The following is a 21,602-nucleotide window of genomic DNA, read 5'->3' as shown; positions in this document are numbered from 1 at the left end:
ACCGCGACGGACAGGACTGCCTGGCGCGGCGCGCTTCTACAATGGGCGGATGGACAAACACTACGACCGCACCTACTTCGACCGCTGGTACCGCGACGGCGGCATCGGCGGCCGCCGGCGGCTGGCGCGCAAGGTCGCGCTGGCGGTCGCCACCGCCGAATATCACCTGGAGCGGCCGCTGCGCACGGTGCTCGACATCGGCTGCGGCGAAGGCGCCTGGCGCGCGCCGCTGCTCAAGCTGCGGCCGAAGGCCCGCTATCTCGGTTTCGACGCCAGCGACTATGCGATCGCGCGCTACGGCGCGCGCCGCAACCTGCACCGTGCCCGCTTCGGCGACTTCGCCGTATTGCGTCCGTGCGCGCCGGTGGACCTGCTGGTCTGCAGCGACGTGCTGCATTACCTGCCGGGACGCGAGCTCGACCGCGGCCTGCCCGGACTGGCGGACCTGTGCGGCGGCGTCGCGTTCCTGGAAACGTTCGCGCGCCAGGACCAGGCCGAAGGCGACGACGACGGGTTCTTCCGGCGCCCGGCGGTGTTCTACCGGCGCCGTTTCGAGGCCGTCGGGTTTCGTCCGCTCGGATCGCACTGCTGGCTTTCGTCCGCCCTCGCCGGCGACGCCACCTCGCTGGAGATCGCTTGGTAGCGCGCGCATAGCGGCGGCGACGGCCGGCAGCGGAGCGGATTCACCCGGCCGCCGCCGCAATCGGCTATGCTGCGCCGCAACAACCATGACCCGGTACTGCGATGTTCCTGTACCAGTTCCATGAAATCGGCCGCGCCTGGATGGCGCCGTTCGCCTACTGGGCCGACGCGAACGCCAAGGCCTACTCCGCCGCGGGCAGCTGGCTGTCGGCGCTGCCCGGCGCCGAGCGCGTGGCGGCGGCCAACGAGCTGTTCTACCGCATCGGCAAGGAATACGAGAAGCCGGTCTTCGACATCCATTCTGTCGAGATCGACGGCAACGCCTATCCGGTGGTCGAAAAGGAAGTGGCGAAGCGGCCGTTCTGCCGGCTGCTGCGCTTCAAGCGCTACAGCGACGACGCCGAGAGCATCACCGAGCTCAAGGGCCAGCCGCCGGTGCTGGTGGTGGCGCCGCTGTCCGGCCACCACGCCACCCTGCTGCGCGACACCGTGCGCACGCTGCTGCGCGACCACAAGGTCTACGTGACCGACTGGGTCGACGCGCGCATGGTGCCGAAGGAGGACGGGACGTTCACGCTCGACGACTATGTCGCCTACATCGAGCAGTTCATCCGCGAGATCGGCGCCGACGACCTGCACGTGATCAGCGTCTGCCAGCCGACCGTGCCGGTGCTGGCCGCGGTCTCGCTGATGGCCGCACGCGGCGAGCCGACGCCGCGCTCGCTGGTGCTGATGGGCGGGCCGATCGACACCCGCGAATCGCCCACCGCGGTCAACAACCTGGCCACGCAGAAGCCGCTGTGGTGGTTCGAGCACAACGTGGTCCACCCGGTGCCGCCGAACTATCCGGGCAGCGGGCGCCGCGTCTATCCCGGATTCCTGCAGCACACCGGCTTCATGGCGATGAATCCGGAGCGGCACTTCATGTCGCACTGGGACTTCTACCAGGACCTGGTCAAGGGCGATCTCGACGACGCCGAGTCGCATCGCCGCTTCTACGACGAGTACAACGCCGTGCTCGACATGCCCGCCGACTACTACCTCGACACGGTGCGCATCGTGTTCCAGGAATTCCTGCTGCCGCGCGGCCTGTGGGACGTCGCCGGCGAGCGGGTGCGGCCGGACGCGATCGGCGACACTGCGCTGCTGACCATCGAGGGCGAGCTCGACGACATCTCCGGCCAGGGCCAGACCCGCGCCGCGCACAAGCTGTGCACCGGCATCGCCGAGTCCGAGCGCCAGCACATCACCATCAAAGGCGCCGGCCACTACGGCATCTTCAGCGGCCGCCGCTGGCGCACCCAGGTCTACCCGCAGGTGCGCGACTTCATCGCCAGGCACGCGCAGCAGCCAGCCGGCAGGACCACCAAGACACGCGCGTCGACCGGCCGCGCTGCTGCAACCGCGAAGAAAAAGCCGCGGCGCTGAGCGCCGCACCAATCGCCACGAGCGGTTCCCAGCACCGCCCGCGCTATGCGGGCTGCACGGTCTTCACCAGCAGGTGCTTGGCCAGCAGGCCGTGCAGCCGGCCGAGGCCGCGCGCGACGTGCAGGGTGACGAACAGCAGCAGCACGCCGCAGACGAACAGCAGCGGCAGCGCCCAGGGCTCGAGCGATGTGCCGATCATGTCGTGATCGATGTACAGCACCTGCCAGCCGCTCACGTCGATCGCGGCTTCGGCAATTCCCAGCCACACCAGCACCGGCGCGGCGATGGCACTCGCCGACACCGAAATCATCGTCACCGCCACGGTGAAATAGGCGATGCCCAGCGGCAGCATCAGCAGCATGTACAGCAGCGTGCTCCAGCTGCGCGGATCGGTGAACATGTCGCCGATCCGCTGCAGCAGCGTGCGCCCGCGCGCGGTGTACAGGGGCCGCCGCGGCATGCGCTCGCCCAGCATCACCTCCACGAGCCGGCCTTCGACCAGCGACAGCACCCGTATCGAGCCGAAGAACAGGATCGCGAACGGAATGCCGACGATCAGCACCGCCAGCCCGGCGGACAACGACAGTCCGGTCACCACCCAGGTGAAATAGAAGATGCCGGTCGCCAGCGCCAGCACCATGTAGAACAGCGCCGCGTAGGCGCGCGGGTCGGCGGCCACGCCGAAGAACCGCCCGAGCATCGATTTGCGCGCCGGCGGCGCCGGCGACCGCAGCGCGGTCTGCACCTTGACCTCGGTGTCGCGATAGATGTCCGCCACCTCGTCCGGCGCACCGTAGCTCGACGCGACCGCGGCGATCACCTCGGCCTGGGACTTGCCGGGGTTCTCGGCCAGCTCGGAGCGCAGGTATTCCTCGGCGTCGTACAGCGCGTCCTGGATCAGTGCCGGGTCGGCGCCGGCGAGGGAGCGCCGCAGGTGCTCCAGATACTCCGGGATCGTGGTCGGCAGGCGTTGCGTGTTCATGGCTTCACTCCGGAATGATGGATTGAAAAACGCTCGTCCTGTGCGTTTTTCAAGGAGCGCGTCCGGCGCATGTCCGGGCGCGCTCCCGATGAAGCAACCCGTGGTTGCTTCGCGGCACGGCCATCCTGGCCGTGACTTACGGACCGTCTCCGACGGTCCGTAAGACGGAATCGACGGAATCGCGGGTCGCGGACCAGGCCGCGATCCATTGCGCCAGCGTCCGGCGGCCGGCGCCGGTGATGCGGTAGTAACGGCGCGGCGGCCCGGAAGCGGACGGCGCCACGTGGCTGTCGAGCAAGCCGGCGGCGCCGAGGTTGCGCAGCACCGGGTACAGCGCGCTCTGCTTGCCCGCCAGCACGCCGTCGCCGACGCGCTCGAGCCGCTTGGCGATCTGGTAGCCGTACATCGGCTCCGGCGCCGCCGCCAGCACCGCCAGCAGCACCAGCGAGACGGTGCCGGCGCTGAGTTCCTTCTGGAACTTGCGCAGGTAGGCATCGCTGGTGATGTCGGAGTCGGACATGGGCAGGCAGGGGTTTTTTCGGTAACCGCGGCGATTGGCCATCAAGCTACTGCTAACTTCCGTATAGCGAATGTGCCACTAGTCACCGGGACGGATTCGCCAGCAGCGACGGATCCGGGCGAGAATCCGGCCACATCCGTCACGGTGCCTGCCATGTCCCTGCGTCCCGCCCCGATCGCCTGCCTGCTCGCCGCTGGCCTGCTCCTGACCGCCTGCGAGCGGACCGAAACGCCATCGGCGGCGGCGGCGCCCGAACCGGCCGATCCCATCGCGGAAGCGCCTGCCGAGACCACGGAACCGGCCCCGGCACGCTCGATGGACGAGTTGCTGGAGGCCTCGCAGCCCGCCGACTGGCGCGCACCGGATCCCGGGAACCTGCTGTACATGGAACTGGACGCCGGCCGCGTGGTGATCGAACTCGCGCCCGCCTTCGCCCCGGCGCATGTCGCCAACCTGCGTACCCTGGCCCGCGAAGGCTACTGGGACGGACTGAGCCTGTACCGCTCGCAGGACAACTTCGTCGTGCAGTGGGGCGACCCGACCGAAGACGCCGACGCGCGCCGCCCGCTCGGCGGCGCGCAGGAGAAACTGCCGGCCGAGTTCACCCGCAATGCCGACGGGCTGGCCTTCCACCGCCTGCCCGACCCCGATGGCTGGGCACCGGAAATCGGTTTCGTCGACGGCTTCCCCGCCGGCCGCGACCCGAAGACCGGCGAGGCCTGGCTGGCGCACTGCTACGGCATGGTCGGCGCCGGCCGCGACATGGCCGCCGATTCCAGCAATGGCACCGAGCTGTACGCGGTGACCGGGCAATCGCCGCGCCAGCTCGACCGCAACATCACCCTGGTCGGACGCGTGCTGCAGGGCATGGAGCTGCTGAGCGTGCTGCCGCGCGGCACCGGCCCGCTCGGGTTCTACGAGAAGCCTTCGCAGCGCACCCGCATTCGCGCGGTGCGGCTGGCCGCGGAAGTCCCGGAAGACGAACGCAGCGCGTTGCAGGTGCTGCGCACCGACACCCCGCTGTTCGATGCCGTGATCGAATCGCGCCGCAACCGCCGCGACGACTGGTACAAGCGCCCGGCCGGCCACATCGACCTGTGCAACGTGCCGTTGCCGGTGCGCGAGGCTGCCGCGGACTGACGGGCGAACGCGCGCGCGGTGCGCGCCGAGGTTTTCGCTGTTGACATCATGGGCGGCTGCCTTTAACTTAACGAATAAGTTAATTCATTAAGTCTTTGCCATGGCCGGAATCGGCTCCGTATTCGAAGCACTGGCGTCGCAGCCGCGGCGCGAGATCCTCGCCTACCTGTCGGCGCAGGAACTCACCGCGGGCGAGATCGCGAGCCGGTTCGCGATGAGCGCTCCGGCCATCTCGCGCCATCTGTCGATTCTCGAATCCGCCGGGCTGGTCTCCAGCGAGCGTCGCGGACAGTTCGTCCACTACCGCCTCAAGGCCGACAACCTGGTCAATTCCCTGACCGGCTTCGCATTCGAGGTTTGTCCGACCGCCGGACCGCTCAAGCGCGAATCGCGCAAGCTCGCCAAGACCGGCGGCAAGCGCTGACTACTCCCGAACCAGACGAACCCGATACCAGGCAAGGAGCATGCGGATGCAGGACCCGGCACGAACCACTGAAGGTTTCCCGACGGCCCGCATCCCCGGCCCGCACGGCGGTCCGCCGGTCGAGGTCAGCCTGATCGCGCAGCTCGACCGGGGCGCCGGCAACCGGCTGTTCGCCGACGCCGGTGCACGGCAGCGCACGCATGCCGCGTTCGTCGATGCCCTCGACGAACCGTCCGCCAGGCTCGCCGGGGTCGATCTGAAGCGGGGCGACGCGACCGCCCTGTATTCGTTCGCCGTCGGCCCCACTGGCCACCCATTCCACCGCCACGCCGGCCACCGCGTGTTCACCGCGGTCGCCGGCAGTGGCGGTACACGGTTGCGTTTCTCGACGGCATCGGACGCGGACCTGCAGTCGGACGCGGCGAACTTCGTCCGCGCGTTGCACCATGTCGACATCCCGCCCGATGCCTTGTTCACCGTGCGCTTCGGCGGCGGCACCTGGCACCAGTTCGCACCGCTGCGCGACTCCGGTGCGCACCCGACGCTCTTCGCCTTGTCGTGCCACACCGACGAACTCGGGGGCATCTCCGATCCCGCGCTGCGCGCGCGTATCGTCGCCGGCGACGCGGACATCCCGACGCTGACCGAGCCGCTGCCCGCCCGGGTCGCCGCCTGGCTCGCCGCGCACCCGCCCCGGGCGGAAGCGGTGCCGACCGCGCGCTTGTCGCTGTGGGCACCACGGCGAAGCGGGCGCGACCGGCTCCGCGACGGCATCGGGCGCATGGCCGGCATCCTCCGGCGCGCGATTTCCGGCATGCGGAAGCCGGCCGGACTTGCGACCGGGATTCCGTATCGGCGGGACATCGTCCACCGCCGGCGCGTACCCGCCGATTCCCTTCTGGCCGAGCACCTGACGGGCCGCCTCGATCACGAGGATTTCTTCGTGCTCGCCCTGGATGGCGGGCGCCACGGATCGAGCGACGCGGGCGCGTTGCTGGCACGGGTGCTCGAAGGCTTCCTCGTCGGCAGGCCGGCGGGCGTGACCTGGCTGATGCGCCTGCGCAACGGGCTGGTCCGGCCGCTACGTCTGCGCACTTCGCCGCTGGGTTGTCCGGTGTCCTCGCTGCTGTCGGCCGATCGCGCGCGGACGTTCGCGGGCCGCTATCCGGTGCTCGATCAGCGCATCGACCACGATGGCCGCCGCGCGCAGGTCATCCTGGGAGCCGACGACCGGCATCTCGTCTTTCGCTCCTGTGTCGGCGTCGAGATCATGGGCGACGGCCGCATCCTCGTGACGCTGGGGACCCGGGTCCACTGCCGCAACGGGTTCGGACGCGTCTACATGGCGCTGATCGACGGCGTCCACCGTCGCTACGTGTCGCCGTCGATGCTGGGAACGGCGGCGGCGCACGCGTTTGCCGATACGGTCGGAGTCGAATCCGGGATATCACCCGGCGTGAGCGCAGCGGGTGAGTCCTTCATCACGGCGGCTTAGCCCGCGCCTGCCTAGCCTGCCGGCATCTCCCCACGAGGATCGGCAATGGCCCTGCTCCGTATCCGCCTGACCGGCGACGACGACGCCATCCGCGGCGTCATCAACCTGCTGCAGAGCCTCGACGGCATCGAGCACGTCGAGGAAATCGACGACCTGATGCCGCACCTGGACGACGATGACTCCAGCTCCGCCGGACTGAGCGACACCAGCGGGCCCGACCTCCACGAGATCGAGATCGACGTCCCCAACCCATCCACCGGACGCAAGGTGCGCGAGGTGGTCGAGGCGCTGGCGTTCGATCTCGACGCGATGGTGGAGTTCGAGGAAGACGAGGAGTGAAACCTCCACGACCTGGCGAGAGAACCCGCGCCCCGTAGAGCCGAGCTTGCTCGGCTGCTCCCGGCCCCGGCCCCGGAGCCGGAGCCGGAGCCGGAGCAGCGGAGCGAGCTCCGCTCTACGGGGTGTTGTTGTGGCGCCTGGCCCGCCTGCGCCACCGGCGCACCGCGAGCACCAAGATCGCCAGCAGCGCCGCCAGCGGAATCAGGAACGCCAGCGCGCGGATCGTCCACGCGGTGCCCATCGACAGCGTGGCCCCGAAATCGCGCACGGCCTGCCCGATTTCGCTGCGGCCCGCCTGCCCGTCGGGCGGGCGGAAATCGAGCGTCAGCAGCTGGGTTTCGATCCGGCGGCGATGCTGCGCGCCGTCGCGTTCGGCGGCTTCCAACTGGGCCTGCGCCGCGGCCATGCGCTCGGACAATGCGATCATGTCCGCCACCGCCAGGTCGCGGCGCTGCTGGAATTCCTGCAGCCGCTCGAGTTCGCGGCGCAGCCTTTCCCTGGCAACGTCGTTGTCGCGCACGACCACCGCCAAATCCTCGGCGCGGGTGCTGCGCTCGCCCAGTTCGGCGCCCTCGCCGGCCAGCGCGATCATCGGCTCGACGCCGTCGGGGACGATCCGCACGGTGATGCTGGCCGAAGGGTAGTCGCCGCCCTGCTGGTGCATGTTGAGCACCACGCATTCGCCGAACTTGCGCGCGATGCAGGCGTCCTGCACCGCACGCTGGCGCGTCGCGATCTCCGCCGCGGGCAGGCGGATGCCGGCGCTGTGCTCGTAGGCCAGCATCGCGCCGCCGTTGCTGCCGCCGTCCGCATCCGCTCCGGGCGCGGCCTCGCGCGCCATCTTCGCGGCGGCGGGGGCCGCGTACGACAGCGCCTGGTCCGGCGACCGCTGGCAGGCGGACAGGCCCGCCAGCAACAACACCGCCAGGCAGGCGCCGGCCCGGCGCATCAGAAACTGGCCCCGTCGACCGGCACCACTTTCAGAGTCGACAGGTCAACGCCGTCCAGGCAGCGCACATTGACCGCTGCGGTCTTCGCCCCGGTGCGCGGGTCGACGCCCTCGCTGTAGGGCGCGATGCCGCAGTCGGGGCAGAACCGGTGCGCGATGTGGTGCTTGTTGAACCGGTAGGTGCCGGCCACATCCTCCGGCGTGCGCAGCGCCAATGCCTCGCTCGGAAAGAACGCGAGCAGGCCGCCGCGGCGCCGGCACATCGAGCAGTTGCAGTCGTGGACATCGCCGATCTCAGCGTCGAGCTCGAACGCGACGCGTCCGCAGTGACAGCTTCCCTTGTAGGCCATGGCAAGACTCCGGTGGGATCCGGCCCGTAGCCTACCCTGTCGCGGTCGCCGGCGGGTCCGCCGCCTGTCGCCTCCCCGTGCGACCGAAACGCGACCGCTCCAGCCACCACAGCGCCACCGTAGCGGCCAGCCAGCCGAGGAACCATGGCCAGGATGCGCCGCGGCGCGGCACCCCCGCCTGTGCTCCGGCATCGGATCGCTGCGGTGCATCGCCGACATGCCGCTGGGTCGCCTCGCGCAGCGTACTCGCCCGCAGGCCCGGCGCCGCGTCGCGCGCCCGCACGTGGAACGGCCGGGCCTCGTCGCCCTGGAGCAGCACGTGCCAACCCGGCAGGCGCGGCCAGTACCCGGCGCAGCCACCGGCGGCCGGATCCGGCAGCAGCCGGGTCGACGTGCCGTCCGGCGCCTGCACCCGGACCTGCGCGGTCGCACGGCAGATGGCGGTGCGTTCGCCGGCGCGGATGTCCGTTGCGAACTCCGGCCCCGCCGTCCCGCGCGGACGCGTCGCCGCGGCGAACGCCGTGCTCCACAGTTCCGCGTGCAGGTCGTCGCGCCCGGACAGCACCAGCCGGTAGCTGTCGACCAGCGTGGCCAGCGCGATGCGTCCATGGCCTTCCGCGCGCCAGTGCAGCCAGTCCGCAGCCGACGCTACCCCCGTCGCCGCATCGGCGGCGGCGATCCGCAGGTCGCGTCGCGACAGTTCCGGCGGTGCTTCCGAGGCCAGCGCGGCATCCACCGGCGCATCGGCCGTTCCGGGACCGAGCCGGGCGAGCGCCATCGTTTCGTCCTCGATCGCCGGCGGCATCGCCACCGCGGTCGTGGCGGCGCCCGCGGAAACCTCGAAACCGAAGGCACGCAGCTGTCGGCGCGTGGTGTCCGGCAGCGGCGCGGTGATCCGCAGCAGCACGCCCAGGCCGTCGCGCACCGCCGCCGCCAATGCGGCGCGCCGGGCCTCGCCCAGCGTCGCCCAGGCGCGCTCGTCGAGCACCGCCAGGTCGAACCCGCGCAGCGATTCGGCGTTCATCGCCACCGGCGCGTCGCCGAGCGTGACGCCGCCGCCGACCGCCACCTGCACCTGCAGCGCCATGCCGGCGTCGGCGGCCCAGCGCCGCAGGTACTTGAACTCCGGATTCGGTGCGCCTGCGAGCAGCAGCACCCGCGGCGACGGCTCGGACGCGATCCACAGCGGTACCGCGACCTCCTCGACCGTCCCACGCTCGCCGTCGCGCACCCGCAGCGCGAACCGCACCGTGCCCGGCGTGCGCGCACTGCCGAGGACGGCGAAGCCGCCGTCCTCGGCGATCGTCGCGACATCGACCCGGCGCCCGGCCGGGTCCAGCAGTTCGACGCTGCCGGCATCGACGCCGTGCACGCGGCCGGCGACCCGGAACGCATCGCCGGCGGCGACCCGCTCCGGCGCCCACAACGCGACCAGGCCCGCCGGCAGCGGCGACGGCTCGAATTCCAGCGCGACCTCGCCCAGCGCATCACGGTCGCGCGCCTCCAGCCCGACGCCGACCACGCGCACGCGCGCCGTGCCCGGATGGCGGCGCAACGCGGTCGCCAGGTCCGGCACGCGCCCGGCGTCGCGCAGGCGCGGCGCCTCCGGCAGCGCCACCAGCACCTCACCTTGCGCGGATGCATCGAGTTGCGCACGCGTGGCGCCGGCCGTGAGCACGGTCATCTCGCCGGCGCGGGTGGGCAGCGTCGGCGGCACCAGCGTGCGATACAGCAACAGCGCGCACAGCGGCTGCAATGCCAGCAGCAGCGCCAGCCGCCAGGTGCGCGAACGCGCGCCGGCCGGCGCGCGCCACTGCCGCCACAGCAGCCGCGCCCAGCCCAGCGCCACCGCCAGGATCAGCAGGCCGGCGAGCAGCGACTGCGGGCTCATGGCGTCGGCTCCTGCAACGCTTCCAGGTAGCGGCGACCGGCGGCGTCGGCCGCGGCCCGCCTCGGCACCGCGGCGGGCGGACGCGCCAGCGCGGTCCACAGCAGCGCGCGCAGCGCGTCGCGGCACTCGCGGCAGTCGGGATCGTTGCGCAGCGCATCGATGGCAGCCACGTAGGCCAGGGGATCCTGCACCCGCTCGGCATTGCTGCGCAGCCACGCCTCGAGCGCATCGAGATCCACCGGCGCGTCTTCATCGAACGGCATCCCGCCGAGCGCGCGCCAGATGCGCGCGGGCGTGCCGTCATCGTCATCGCCCGCAGCGGCAGGCAGTGCGCGGCGGCCGATGCCGTCGCGATCGCCGCCCAGGCGCCGGCTTTCATCGATCGGCGGCAGCTCCGGGCCCACCCGCGCCAGGTAGATGCGATCGGCCTGCTGCACCTGCTTGATCAGCTCGAGCGCGCGATAGGCGTAGGGCAGCGCGCGGTCGGGCCGGCCCTGGCGCAGGTTGAGCTCCGACTGCCACATCTCGCCCAGCGCGCTGCGCAGGGTTTCCCGCGTCTGCGGATCGAGCAGCGTCGCCGCCTCGGGAATGTCGTGGGTATGGCCGAACTCCTCCAGCACGTTGGCGTCGCGGCCGAAGGTCATGGTGTCGTCGGCGGTGCCGTGGTCGTGCGCATGCGCGGGATCGGCGCCAGGGGCGGGCTCGTCCTCGTGTTCGTGCTCGTCCTCATGTTCGTGTTCGTCGTCCTGCTCCCTTGCGGTCGACGGCGCCTGCCCGTAGTCGTCGATCGGCAGCGTCGTCGCCGGTCCCGCGTCGTGCCCGTCCCCGTGGTCGTGGTCATCGGCGTCGGCGGTCGGCAGCGGCGCGCCCTCGGATTCCTCGCCCATGAACTGCCCGTAGCGCAGCCGCAGCAGGCGCTGGTCGACGCCGATGGCATCCGAGCGCTCCAGGAAACGCGCTTCCTGCAACTTCGGCTTCTCCTTCTGCAGCGCCTCGGCATCGATGATGATCTGGCGTTGGCTGCGGAAGTACGCCGGCAACACCTTGCGCGCCAATCCTTCCAGGCCGACGGTGTCGACCACCGGGTCCGCCGGGCGCCGCAGGATCAGGCTGGGGCTGCGCGCGGACTGCGGCCGCGGCGCACGGTTGTCCTGTACCTGCAGCTGCACCACCAGATCCTCGCCCGGCGCCAGCGCCAGCTCGGCCAGGTCCAGGTCCGCCTCGAAACGCCTGCGCGTGGCCTCGCCACGGCCGCGCAGCGTGCGGGTGCGCTCGTCGAAGGTGATGTTCTCGCCGCTGCCGCGCGCCAGGATGATGCGCAGTTGCGCGACGGCGGCGACACCGTAGTCGTCGTCGGCCTCGAACGCCAGCGACCAGCTGCGCTCGCCGGCCGCCATCATGGTGAGGCTGCGCTCGGGCGCCAGCACCCGCACGCGCGGCGGCCGGTCGACAACCGCGTCGAGCCGCTGCAGGGGCGGTGGCGGCCGCGTCGCCGCGCCCGCCGGCAACACGCGATACAGGGTGGAGCGGTCCAGCACCCGCTCCGTGCTCCAGGCGTCGCCATCGCGTTCGAGCGCCAGGCGTTCGCCGTCGTGGAACACCAGCTCGGCCGATGCCGGCTGCGGCGCGAAGCGCAGCGTCCAGCGCAACCGCGATCCTTCCGGCGCCTTCGCCTCGAGCCCGTCGACATCGCGCGCGGGCAGCCCGGTGTACGCCGGCGGCGCGATGCGCAGCGTCTGCGCGACCAGCCGTGGCGCGCCCGCCGCGGCGGTGCCCGGTGCATCCGTGCGCGATGCGGCACCCTGCTCCGTATCGCGCGCCGGCCACAGCAGCACCGCGAGCGCGAGCGGCGGCGCCAGCAGCCAGGCCAGCGCATTGCGTCGCCGCGACCAGGCCGGGCGCAGGTCCGGCGTCGGCGCTTCGGCGAGCCGTTGCCGCAGGCGCGCGCGCTGCAGGTGCTGCAACGTGCCCAGCGCCGCATCTTCGGCGAACAGCAGGTCGGCGCTGTCGTCCAGGTCGCGGCGTCGTGCGTCGAGCCGGCGCTGCAGCCAGCGGGTGTCGAGCCGGCGGGCGCGCCACAGGACAAAGACAGCGGCCGCCGCCAGCGCGATCAGGCCGACTGCGACCGCCGCGCCGCCGCCGCCAACGCGCCAGGCGACTGCCGTCGCCAATGCAGCCGGCGGCAGCGCACCCAGCGTGGCATCGGCCATCGTGCGCCGGCGTGCCGCCTGCAGGATGCGCCGCAACTGCAGTTGCACGTTCATGGCGCGCTCCCGCGGCGCCGGGCCGTCGCCAGCCAGCGCTCGACCAGCAGCACCAAGGCGATCAGCAATGCCCACCAGGGCTGCAGATCGCGTGGTGGCTGCGGATACGCGGCACCGCCGGTTTCCGGTGCGTAGTCCGCGGCGTACACGCGCGCCGGCGCCGGCGGCGGTTCGAGCAGCGCGCGCAGGCGCTGCGGGAAATCCGGTTCCAGCAGCTGCGGCATCGACGCCGGCAGCAGCGGGCGCGTCAGCCGCAGCATGCGTCCGCGGCCAAAGGCGCCGCCCTCGACCAGTGGCGCACCGTCCGCGTCGCGCCAGAGCGCCTGCAGTGCGGACTCGGGCTCGAGTTCGACGTCGGAATCCAGCAGCGCCACGCCGCCGGCTTCCATCCAGTGTCGTACCGTGTCCGGCAGCGGCCCCGGTACCAGCCAGACCAGATACTGCGCATCCGCCGGCAGCGGCACCGTTGCGGACGCCGTGTCGACGAGATCCCCGATGTCGGTGGCGGTGTCCGCGTCGGCATCGGCATCGCTCTCGTCATCGGCAGGCTGCCATGCCTGTGCGGCGGCATGCAGGTAGCGCAGCGCAGGAGCACGGTCCCCGGCATGGCGAACCACGAGGGCCGGTGGCGCGTCGGTCGGCGTCTCGCGCACCGGCATCGCGCCCGGGAGCACGCGCCAGTCGACTGCGCGCGACAGCAACGGCAGGCCGCCGTCGGCGCCGTCGAGCCGTTCGGGAACGTAGACCGTCAGCGCGGCGGCGGCGGGCAGTTCGGCATCGAGTTGCCGCAGCAGGCTGGCCAACGGCAACGGGTCTTGCGGCGCCGGTTGCGACAGCGATGGAAAGCCCGGCGCCAGCCAGTGCAGTTCGCGGCGCGCGTCGTCGACCGCCTCGCCGACCTGCGCGGGATCGATCCCCGGCGCTACCGCGACCCACGATGTTTCGGCGCGCTCGCCGAACAGCAACGGGCGCGCCAGCCACAACGCCAGCAGCGCCAGCAGCAGCAGGCGCACCAGCAGCAGCGGCCATTCGTCGAAGCGGATGCGATGCCGCGGCCTTGGCTTGTGACGCAGCCAACGCAACGCGGCGAACGGCGTCGGCCGCTGTTCGCTGCGGCGCGCCAGGTGGATCGCCAGCGGCAGCAACAGCGCCGTCAGCGCGGCCAGCGCGGCGGGCAGCAGCAGGCCGAAACTCATGCGCGCTCCGGAGCGTGCGTGTCGCCGAACAGCCGCCGCAACGGCTCGTCGAGCGGCCGGTCGAGCACGTAACCGGCATGGCGGATCCCGGCGGCGTCGAAGCGCGCCTGCAGCGCACGGCGCGCCGCGCCGAAGCGTTCCAGGAACTCGTCGCGCAACGCGGCGCCGTCGCCCAGCAGTTCCTCGCCGGTTTCCGGATCACGGAAACGACGACCGTCGCGGAACGGGAAGTCACGCTCCTCCACGGTGAGCAACTGGACCGCCAGCACCTCGCGCCGCGCCGCCGCCAGGCGCTCGGCCAGGGCGATGCAGTCCTCGTCGAAGCAGTCGCTCAACAGGACCACCAGGTCGTCGGCGCCGACGCGCTCCCACAACGGCGCCAGCGGCCGCTCGCCCGGGAACACGCCTTCGGCACGCAGGTCGTGCAGCGCCAGCAGCAGACGGTCGCGCTGGCGCGGTCCGGCACCGGGCGCCACCAGTTGCAGGCCGGCCTCGCGCAGCGCCACCAGCCCGCAGCGGTCGCCCTGCGCCATCGCCACCTCGGCGATGCAGGCGGCCAGCGCCTTGCCCGCGCCCAGCCGCAACCAGTCCGGACGCGCGGCGTCGGCCTGGCCCATCGACGCGCTGGCGTCGAGCAGCACCCAGACCGTCAGCGGACTCTCGCGCTCGGCCTCGCGCACGAAGAAGCGGTCGCTACGCGCGTACAGCTTCCAGTCGATCTGCCGCGGCTCGTCGCCCGGCTCGTAGGCACGGTACTGCGCGAACTCCAGCCCGGCGCCGCGGCTGCGGCTGTGGTGCAGGCCGATGCCGCGCCGGCCGGCGGCGCGGCGCGACATGATCCGCAGCGCCCGCAGCCGGGCGCGTACCTGGGGTGGAACCGGGTCGTACACGACGGCCTCCGACGGCTCAGGCGTCGAACGGCACGTCGCGCAACAGCGCGTCGATCACCTCATCGGCGCCGGTCTGCTCCGCCTCGGCCGCGAACGACAGCAGCAGGCGGTGGCGCATCACCGGCGCCGCCAGCGCGGCGACGTCGTCGCGATTCGCCGCCAGCCGGCCGTGCAGCAGCGCGCGTGCCTTGGCCGAGAGCACCAGCGACTGCCCGGCGCGCGGGCCGGCGCCCCAGCGCACGAACTTGCGCACCGATTCCGGGGCACCCTCGCCCGGGCGACTGGCGCGCACCAGCCGCGTGATCCAGGCCAGCAGGTCGTCGCCCACGTGCACCTCGCGCACCAGCGCCTGCAGCGCCAGCACCTGCGCGGCATCCATCACCTGCGGCACCTGCGCGGCGTGCGCGCCGGTGGTCTGCACCAGGATCGCGCGCTCCTCGGCCTCGTTCGGATAGTCGACGCGGACCTGCAGCAGGAAGCGGTCGAGCTGCGCCTCGGGCAGCGGATAGGTACCGGCCTGCTCGATCGGATTCTGCGTGGCCAGCACGAAGAACGGCGCCGGCAGCACATGGGTGACGCCGGCGTAGCTGACGGTGCGCTCCTGCATCGCCTCCAGCAGCGCGGCCTGGGTCTTGGGCGGCGTGCGGTTGAGCTCGTCGGCGAGCAGCAGGTTGGTGAACACCGGCCCCTGCTGGAAGCGGAAATGCCGGTGTCCGGTACCGTGGTCCTCCTCCAGCAGCTCGGTGCCGAGAATGTCGCTGGGCATCAGGTCGGGCGTGAACTGCACTCGCCGGAACTGCAGCTCCAGCGCCTGGCCGAGCGTGCGCACCAGCAGCGTCTTGCCCAGGCCGGGCACGCCCTCGAGCAGGCAGTGGCCGCCGGCGAGCAGGCCGATCAGCAGCTGCTCGATCACGTCGGCCTGGCCGACCACGGCCTGCGCGATCGCCTCGCGCAGGGTGCCGAGGCGGGCGATGTGCTGCTGGATGTCGGATTCGGAAACGGTGTCGGTCATGGAGGAACCCGTGAAATCGGAAGAAGAGAAACCGCCGTGCAACCGCCGTAGAGCCGAGCTTGCTCGGCTGCACCGGCTCCGGAGCCCCGTAGAGCCGAGCTTGCTCGGCTGCACCGGCTCCGGAGCCTGGAGCAGCGGAGCAAGCTCCGCTCTACGGGATCGGAACGGTCACGCGGTCAACGCGTACATGACGATGTTGACCGCGAACTTGGTGTTGTCCTCGGCCAGGAAGCGCTTGTTGCGCCAGTCGTAGTCCCATTCGCAGCCGTAGTCCTTGTTGCTGTACAGCACGCCGAGGCGGCCGTCGATCGCGATCCCATTCAGGTAATCGTGCACCAGGTCGTCACCCCAGCCGTTGAGCTCGAAGCCGGTGGCCGGCGGCCCGTCTGGAAAACGGAAGAAGCTGCGGTACAGCGCATGGTCGTTGGACAGCTTGCGCAGCGCGCGCGGGCCGAAGATCGCCGCCATCTGCGTTTCGAACGACTTCGCGAACAGGCCGTCGATGTCGTGGTTGCAGTCGTCGGCGAAGACGAAGCCGCCGTTGCGCACATAGCGCTCGAAATTGCGACGCTCGGCCGGATTGAACTCGACCAGCTTGTGTCCGGCCAGGTAACAGAACGGTTCGGCGAGCATCGCCGGGTCGGACAGATCGATCACCCGCTCCTCGGGATCGACGCGCAGGTTGGTGTAGTCGATCAGCGCGGTGATGATGTTGGACGGCATGCGCGCGTCCACGTCCCAGTCGCCGGAGTCGTAGCGCAGGCGGGTGAAGCGGAAGTCGTAGCCAGCGGCGGCGCGCAGCGGATACGGCAGCAACGCGGCGCCGGCCGCGCCCAGCATCAGCCGGACGAATTCCGCGCGAGTCATGTCGTAGGAACGAGTGAAGAGGAACGAGAAACGAGTGAAAGCGGAGGACGGCGCGAATATGCGTCGTCGCATGCCTTTACTCGTTTCTCGTTCCTCTCCACTCGTTCCTCGCCCTTACACCGCGTCGGACAGCGAGGTGAAGGTGAAGTCGCGCAGCTTCATCGCCGGCAGCAGCATCACGAAATCGGACTCGTCGCCGGCCACGCGTACCGGCCGGCCCAGCTCCTCGATGTTGTTGAGCATGATCACCGGCGATTCGTTGAAGCGGAAGTTCTTCACCGGGTACTTCAGCTCGCCGTTCTCGATGTAGAAGGTGCCGTCGCGGGTCAGCCCGGTCAGCAGCACCGTCTGCGGATCGACCATGCGGATGTACCAGGTGCGGGTGACCAGGATGCCGCGGTCGGTGCCGGCGATCAGCTCGGCGGTGGACTTGTCGCCGCCGGCCATCAACAGGTTGCCGGGGCGACCGACCGCGCGCTTGCCTTGCTCCTTGGCCCAGAAGCGCGAATAGTCCAGCGCCGCGACCTTGCCGTTCTCGATGATCGTCATCTTCTCGCGCGGCATGCCTTCCTCGTCCCACGGCAGCACCGCGGCGTCCGGGTCCCAGGGATCGGCGGAGATGTTGACGCGCGGATCGTAGACCTGTTCGCCGAGCTTGTTGCCGCCGCCCTTCTTCGACAGGAAGCTGCGGCCCTCGTCGGCGGTGCGCGCATCGAAGAAGCGCATCATGAACGACACCAGGCCCGCGGCCGCGGCCGGCTCCAGGATCACCGTGTACTTGCCCGGCTCCAGCGCCTTGGCATCGGCCGATTCGCTGGCCTTGCGCATGGCGACGCGGATGTCGCGACCGGCGTCGAAGTCGCTGGCGTCCTTGAGGTTGCGCCCGACCCAGCCCGAGCCGCGCCCGTCCTCGGTGCGCACGGTGCAGGTGTAGTTGAAATTGGTGCCCGTCTGGTAGCCGAAATTGCCGTTGCTGTTGGCGAAGGCGACGAAGCTCTGGCCGTCGTTGAGGAAGCCCGCGGCGATCAGGTCTTCGGCGCGGCAGGGACCGATCGAGTCGGCCGCCACCTGCGCGCGGAACTCCGGCGTGATCGCGGCGGTGGACTCGCTGAACGTCGGGCTGGGCTTGTATTCCTGCTTGCCGATCGCCGGCATGAACTCAGGATTCTCCGGCGCCAGCCGCGCCAGGTCCTCGGCGCGCCGCACCACGCGCTCGAGCGCGGCGTCGTCGAACTCGTTGACCGTGGCGGTGCCGACGCGCCTGCCGAACGCCACCTGCACGCTCAGCTCGGCGTCGTTGACGATGCCGCTGGTGGAGACGTTGTTGAGCGCGAAACGGATGTTGCCGGCGATCGAGCCGTTCAGCGTGGCGGTGCACTCGTCGGCTTCGGACAGGGCGATCACCTTGTCGAGGATGGCCTTGGCTTGCTCTTCGGTGAAGATGGTCATGGTCTGCAATTCTCCTGGACGCCGGTCAGCCGAGCGAGCGGGCGGTGTTGATCACGTTGATGCCATTGAAACGCGCCGTGGCCGAGCCGTGCGAGACCGCCGACACCTGGCTGGGCTGGCCCTTGCCGTCGAAGAACGAACCGCCGAGACGGTAGTCGCTCTCGTCGCAGATCGCCGCGCAGGCGTTCCAGAACTCCGGCGTGCGGATCTGATAGGCCACGTCCTCGATCATCCCGGCGATCTCGCCGTTCTTGATCTCGTAGAACAGCTGCCCGCCGAACTGGGCGTTGTAGCGCTGCTGGTCGATCGAGAACGAACCGTCGCCGACGATGTAGATGCCGTTCTCGACGTCCTTGATCATGTCGGCAACGCTCAGCTTGTCCTTGCCCGGCACCAGCGACACGTTGGGCATGCGCTGGAACTGTACGCTCGACCACGAGTCGGCGTAGCAGCAGCCGTCGGACTCGGTCTTGCCGAGGATGTGCGCCTGGTCGCGGACGGTCTGGTAGTCGACCAGCTTGCCGCCGGCGATCAGGTCCCAGCGCTTGGTCTTGACGCCTTCGTCGTCGTAGCCGACCGCGCCCAGGCTGCCGGGCTGCACCTTGTCGGCGAACACGGTGACGATGTCGCTCCCGTACTGGAAGCGCTGCTCGCGCTTGTCCAGGGTCGCAAAGCTGGTGCCGGCGTAGTTGGCCTCGTAGCCGAGCACGCGGTCGAGTTCCAGCGGATGGCCGATGGACTCGTGGATGGTCAGCCAGGTATGCGACGGGTCGAGCACCAGGTCGTACTTGCCCGGCTTCACCGACGGTGCCTTCACCTTCTCCTGCGCCTGTTTTGCGGCGGCGATGGCGTCCTCGCGCATGTCATAGGACATGCCGTAGCTGATCACGCCGTTGGGCAGGATCGCCTTGCCCGACGCGGCGCCGTCCAGGTATTCATAGCCCATGCCCATCGGCGCCGACAGGCCGTCGCGGGTGCGGAACTTGCCGCTTTCCTTGTCGATCGCGGTCACTGTCATCGGCGCCCAGATGCGGTGCACGTCCTGGTCGATGTAGGAGCCGTCGGTGCTGGCGAAGTACTTCTGTTCGTTGACCAGGAACAGCATCGAGTTGACGAAGCTGGCGCCGGCCTCCATCGCCGCGGCGTTGACGCCGAGTAGCAGGTCGACCTTCTCCTTGACCGGCACTTCCATCGAATTCTTCCGGATCGGCGTGCGCCACGACACCTCGCCCACCCCCGTGACCGGCGCCAGCTGCACCGGCTCGGTCTGGATCTTGGCGTTGGCCTTGGCGATTGCCGTCGCCTGCCGCGCGGCCTGCGCCACGCCTGCCTCGGTCAGCGTGTTGGTGGCGGCGAAGCCCCAGGCGCCGTCGGCGATCACGCGCACGCCGACGCCGGTGGACTCGGTGTTGATCACGTTCTGCACCTTGTCCTCGCGCGTCATCACGAACTGGCGCAGATAGCGGCCGATGCGTACGTCGCAGTAGCCGGCGCCATCGCCGGTGGCCGTATTCAGCGCGGCATCGGCCAGGCGCTTCTTCAGCGCCGGGTCGATCGTCGACTGCAGTTGTTCGGCGGCGATGACCTTGCCGAAGAAGGACGGCACCATCAGGCCGCCCAGACCGAGGCCGCTCAGGGCCAGGAAGTCACGTCGTTGCAAGACAGCTCTCCCGAAGTAGTGCCCGCGACGCGACAGCGGCCGGGGCGGGATGGATTGCGGACGCACGCGCGACAGTCCGTCGGCATACCCGTCGATTCTTGCCGCAGCCCGGCGGAGCGTCAAATGACTTTTGGCATAGGAGCCGGGATTGGGGACTCGGGATTGGCGGCACTGCCGCGCCAAGCAGCCATTTCCGCCGCAGTGAAGAATGGGCCGTCGCCACGGGCGGTGTCAGTGAATAGCCGGCATCTCGAGCCAACGGGTGAGGTGTTGGTCCATCGGGCTTGGCTATTCACTGACACCGCCCGTGGCGACGGGCCTGGTCTCGTCGCAACGAAGAAGTCTGCCTGGCGCGGCATCGCGCGCATGGCACGCTCCTACGGAAAGCGGATCCCGTGGCAAGAGCCGGCGTCTCAGCCCAGGCTGCGCGCGGTGTTTATCACGTTGATGCCGTCGAAGCGGGCGGTGGCCGAACCGTGCGACACCGCCGAGACCTGCCCCGGCTGCCCCTTGCCGTCGAAGAACGAACCGCCGAGGCGGAAGTCGCGCTTGTCGCAGATCGCCGAGCACGCGCCCCAGAATTCCGGCGTGCGGATCTGGTAGGCCACGTCCTCGATCATCCCGGCGATCTCGCCGTCCTTGATCTCGTAGTACAGCTGCCCGCCGAACTGCGCGTTGTAGCGCTGCTGGTCGATCGAGTACGAACCGCGGCCGTGGATGTAGATGCCGCGCTCGACGCCCTTGATCATGTCGGCGACGCTCAGCGCCTCCCTGCCCGGCGCCAGCGAGACGTTGGGCATGCGCTGGAACTGCACGCTCGACCACGAGTCCGCATAGCTGCAGCCGTCGGAGGCATCCTTGCCGAGGATGTGCGCCTGGTCGCGCGTGGCCTGATAGTCGACCAGCACGCCCTCGCGCACCAGATCCCAACGCTTGGTCCTGACGCCCTCGTCATCGAAACCAACCGCGCCCAGGCTGCCCGGCTGCACCTTGTCGGCGAAGAAATTGACGATGTCGCTGCCGTACTGGAACCGCTGCTCGCGCTTGTCCAGGGTGGCGAAGCTGGTGCCGGCGTAGTTGGCCTCGTAGCCGAGCACGCGATCGAGCTCCAGCGGGTGGCCGACGTTCTCGTGGATGGTCAGGAACAGGTTGGACGGGTCCAGCACCAGGTCGTACTTGCCCGGCTTCACCGACGGCGCCTTCAGCTTCTCCCGCGCCTGCCTTGCCGCGGCGATCGCGTCCTCGCGCATGTCGTACGCAGTGGTGTAGGCGACCACCCCGCCCGGCAGTTCGATGCGGCCGGCGGGATCGGCGTCGAGATACTCGAAGCCCAGCCCCATCGGCGGCGCCAGCCCGTCACGGGTGCGGAACTTGCCGCTTTCCTTGTCGATCGCGGTGACCGTGAACGGCGCCCAGATGCGGTGCACGTCCTGGTCGATGTAGGAGCCGTCGGTGCTGGCGAAATACTTCTGCTCGTTGACCAGGAACATCCGCGAAGCGACGAAGTCCGCGCCGGCGTTCATTGCCGCGGCGTTGACGCCGAGCAGCAGGTCGACCTTCTCCTCGACCGGCACTTCCATCGAATTCTTCCGGATCGGCGTGCGCCACGACACCTCGCCCACCCCCGTGACCGGCGCCAGCTGCACCGGCTCGGTCTGGATCTTGCCGTTTGCCTTGGCGACCGAAGCGGCCTGCCGCGCCGCCTGCGCCACGCCGGCCTCGGTAAGCGTGTTGGTGGCGGCGAAGCCCCAGGCGCCGTCGGCGATCACGCGGATGCCGACGCCGGTGGATTCGGTGTTGATCACGTTCTCCACCTTGTCCTCGCGCGTCATCAGCGACTGCTGCAGGTAGCGGCCGATGCGCACGTCGCAGTAGCCGGCGCCGGCACCCGTGGCGGCCTCAAGCGCGGCATCGGCCAGGCGCTTCTTGAAGGCGACATCGAGCGTGGACTGCAACTGCTCGGCGGCGATGACGCGACCGAAGGGCGGCAACGCAAGGCCGCCGAGGCCCAGCCCGCCGAGAATCAGGAAGTCGCGACGATGCAAGGCGGTTCTCCGGAGAATTCGGGCGCGACGCAGCGCGCGACACGCGATGGATGCAGGGA

General features: G+C 70.3%; 19 protein-coding genes. 6 read left to right on the top strand and 13 right to left on the bottom strand.

All coding sequences use genetic code 11. From position 1 onward, the window contains the following. The first annotated feature begins 49 nt into the window (after positions 1 to 49). The gene (locus AB5T46_RS15290) at positions 50 to 643 is read left to right on the top strand and encodes a class I SAM-dependent DNA methyltransferase (RefSeq protein WP_370564896.1); all 594 of its coding nucleotides are present in this window, start codon (positions 50 to 52) and stop codon (positions 641 to 643) included. Between the two features lie 101 nt (positions 644 to 744). Then, positions 745 to 2,070, top strand: coding sequence for a polyhydroxyalkanoate depolymerase (locus tag AB5T46_RS15285; RefSeq protein WP_370564895.1), 1,326 nt, complete (start codon positions 745 to 747; stop codon positions 2,068 to 2,070). A gap of 43 nt (positions 2,071 to 2,113) precedes the next feature. Here AB5T46_RS15285 and AB5T46_RS15280 read toward each other — a convergent pair whose 3' ends face one another. Both AB5T46_RS15280 and AB5T46_RS15275 read right to left on the bottom strand, forming a co-directional pair. Then, a complete protein-coding gene (locus AB5T46_RS15280; RefSeq protein WP_370564894.1) occupies positions 2,114 to 3,052 on the bottom strand; it encodes a sensor domain-containing protein in 939 nt (312 codons plus the stop codon). Positions 3,053 to 3,188: 136 nt separating this feature from the next. Beyond that, on the bottom strand, positions 3,189 to 3,572 hold the full coding sequence (locus tag AB5T46_RS15275) for a PadR family transcriptional regulator (protein WP_370564893.1): 384 nt from the start codon (positions 3,570 to 3,572) through the stop codon (positions 3,189 to 3,191). A 153-nt stretch (positions 3,573 to 3,725) separates the two neighbouring features. Here AB5T46_RS15275 and AB5T46_RS15270 point away from each other — a divergent pair, with 153 nt between their 5' ends. From AB5T46_RS15270 to AB5T46_RS15255, 4 genes are all read left to right on the top strand, one after another. Then, entirely contained in the window at positions 3,726 to 4,712 is a 987-nt protein-coding gene (locus AB5T46_RS15270; RefSeq protein ID WP_370564892.1) for a peptidylprolyl isomerase, read from the top strand. A gap of 100 nt (positions 4,713 to 4,812) precedes the next feature. Further along, positions 4,813 to 5,136, top strand: a complete 324-nt coding sequence (locus AB5T46_RS15265) for a metalloregulator ArsR/SmtB family transcription factor (RefSeq protein WP_370564891.1) — start codon at positions 4,813 to 4,815, stop codon at positions 5,134 to 5,136. A 40-nt stretch (positions 5,137 to 5,176) separates the two neighbouring features. Beyond that, positions 5,177 to 6,631, top strand: coding sequence for a DUF2867 domain-containing protein (locus AB5T46_RS15260; RefSeq protein ID WP_370564890.1), 1,455 nt, complete (start codon positions 5,177 to 5,179; stop codon positions 6,629 to 6,631). Positions 6,632 to 6,676: 45 nt separating this feature from the next. After that, positions 6,677 to 6,970, top strand: a complete 294-nt coding sequence (locus tag AB5T46_RS15255) for a hypothetical protein (RefSeq protein ID WP_370564889.1) — start codon at positions 6,677 to 6,679, stop codon at positions 6,968 to 6,970. A gap of 115 nt (positions 6,971 to 7,085) precedes the next feature. Here AB5T46_RS15255 and AB5T46_RS15250 read toward each other — a convergent pair whose 3' ends face one another. The 11 genes from AB5T46_RS15250 to AB5T46_RS15200 all read right to left on the bottom strand — a co-directional run bounded on the left by AB5T46_RS15250 (position 7,086) and on the right by AB5T46_RS15200 (position 21,543). Next, entirely contained in the window at positions 7,086 to 7,919 is an 834-nt protein-coding gene (locus tag AB5T46_RS15250; protein ID WP_370564888.1) for a DUF4349 domain-containing protein, read from the bottom strand. Then, positions 7,919 to 8,269 (bottom strand): GFA family protein, encoded by a 351-nt coding sequence (locus tag AB5T46_RS15245; RefSeq protein WP_370564887.1) that lies wholly within the window; start codon positions 8,267 to 8,269, stop codon positions 7,919 to 7,921. Before AB5T46_RS15245 ends, AB5T46_RS15250 begins: the two co-directional genes overlap by 1 nt. A gap of 31 nt (positions 8,270 to 8,300) precedes the next feature. Continuing rightward, on the bottom strand, positions 8,301 to 10,160 hold the full coding sequence (locus AB5T46_RS15240; protein ID WP_370564886.1) for a carboxypeptidase regulatory-like domain-containing protein: 1,860 nt from the start codon (positions 10,158 to 10,160) through the stop codon (positions 8,301 to 8,303). Beyond that, complete coding sequence (locus AB5T46_RS15235; RefSeq protein ID WP_370564885.1) at positions 10,157 to 12,424, bottom strand: hypothetical protein; 2,268 nt, start codon at positions 12,422 to 12,424, stop codon at positions 10,157 to 10,159. The genes AB5T46_RS15240 and AB5T46_RS15235 overlap by 4 nt, the downstream gene beginning before the upstream one ends. After that, on the bottom strand, positions 12,421 to 13,620 hold the full coding sequence (locus tag AB5T46_RS15230) for a BatA domain-containing protein (RefSeq protein WP_370564884.1): 1,200 nt from the start codon (positions 13,618 to 13,620) through the stop codon (positions 12,421 to 12,423). The genes AB5T46_RS15235 and AB5T46_RS15230 overlap by 4 nt, the downstream gene beginning before the upstream one ends. Next, positions 13,617 to 14,456, bottom strand: coding sequence for a DUF58 domain-containing protein (locus AB5T46_RS15225; RefSeq protein ID WP_370564991.1), 840 nt, complete (start codon positions 14,454 to 14,456; stop codon positions 13,617 to 13,619). The genes AB5T46_RS15230 and AB5T46_RS15225 overlap by 4 nt, the downstream gene beginning before the upstream one ends. Before the next feature lie 70 nt (positions 14,457 to 14,526). Beyond that, positions 14,527 to 15,522 carry an AAA family ATPase gene (locus AB5T46_RS15220; protein ID WP_370564883.1) on the bottom strand — a complete coding sequence of 332 codons (996 nt, stop codon included), beginning with the start codon at positions 15,520 to 15,522 and terminating at the stop codon, positions 14,527 to 14,529. Between the two features lie 168 nt (positions 15,523 to 15,690). Next, positions 15,691 to 16,389 carry a DUF4159 domain-containing protein gene (locus tag AB5T46_RS15215; protein ID WP_370564990.1) on the bottom strand — a complete coding sequence of 233 codons (699 nt, stop codon included), beginning with the start codon at positions 16,387 to 16,389 and terminating at the stop codon, positions 15,691 to 15,693. 114 nt (positions 16,390 to 16,503) lie between these two features. Beyond that, the gene (locus AB5T46_RS15210) at positions 16,504 to 17,838 is read right to left on the bottom strand and encodes a TldD/PmbA family protein (protein ID WP_370564882.1); all 1,335 of its coding nucleotides are present in this window, start codon (positions 17,836 to 17,838) and stop codon (positions 16,504 to 16,506) included. 25 nt (positions 17,839 to 17,863) lie between these two features. Beyond that, complete coding sequence (locus AB5T46_RS15205) at positions 17,864 to 19,498, bottom strand: TldD/PmbA family protein (RefSeq protein ID WP_370564881.1); 1,635 nt, start codon at positions 19,496 to 19,498, stop codon at positions 17,864 to 17,866. Between the two features lie 413 nt (positions 19,499 to 19,911). Then, entirely contained in the window at positions 19,912 to 21,543 is a 1,632-nt protein-coding gene (locus AB5T46_RS15200) for a TldD/PmbA family protein (protein WP_370564880.1), read from the bottom strand. Between the last annotated feature and the right edge of the window lie 59 nt (positions 21,544 to 21,602).

The organism is Luteimonas salinilitoris (genome assembly GCF_041300785.1).
Lineage (GTDB): Bacteria > Pseudomonadota > Gammaproteobacteria > Xanthomonadales > Xanthomonadaceae > Luteimonas > Luteimonas salinilitoris.
Note: the sequence above shows the minus strand (reverse complement) of the source record. Positions and strands in the feature narration are given on the sequence as shown.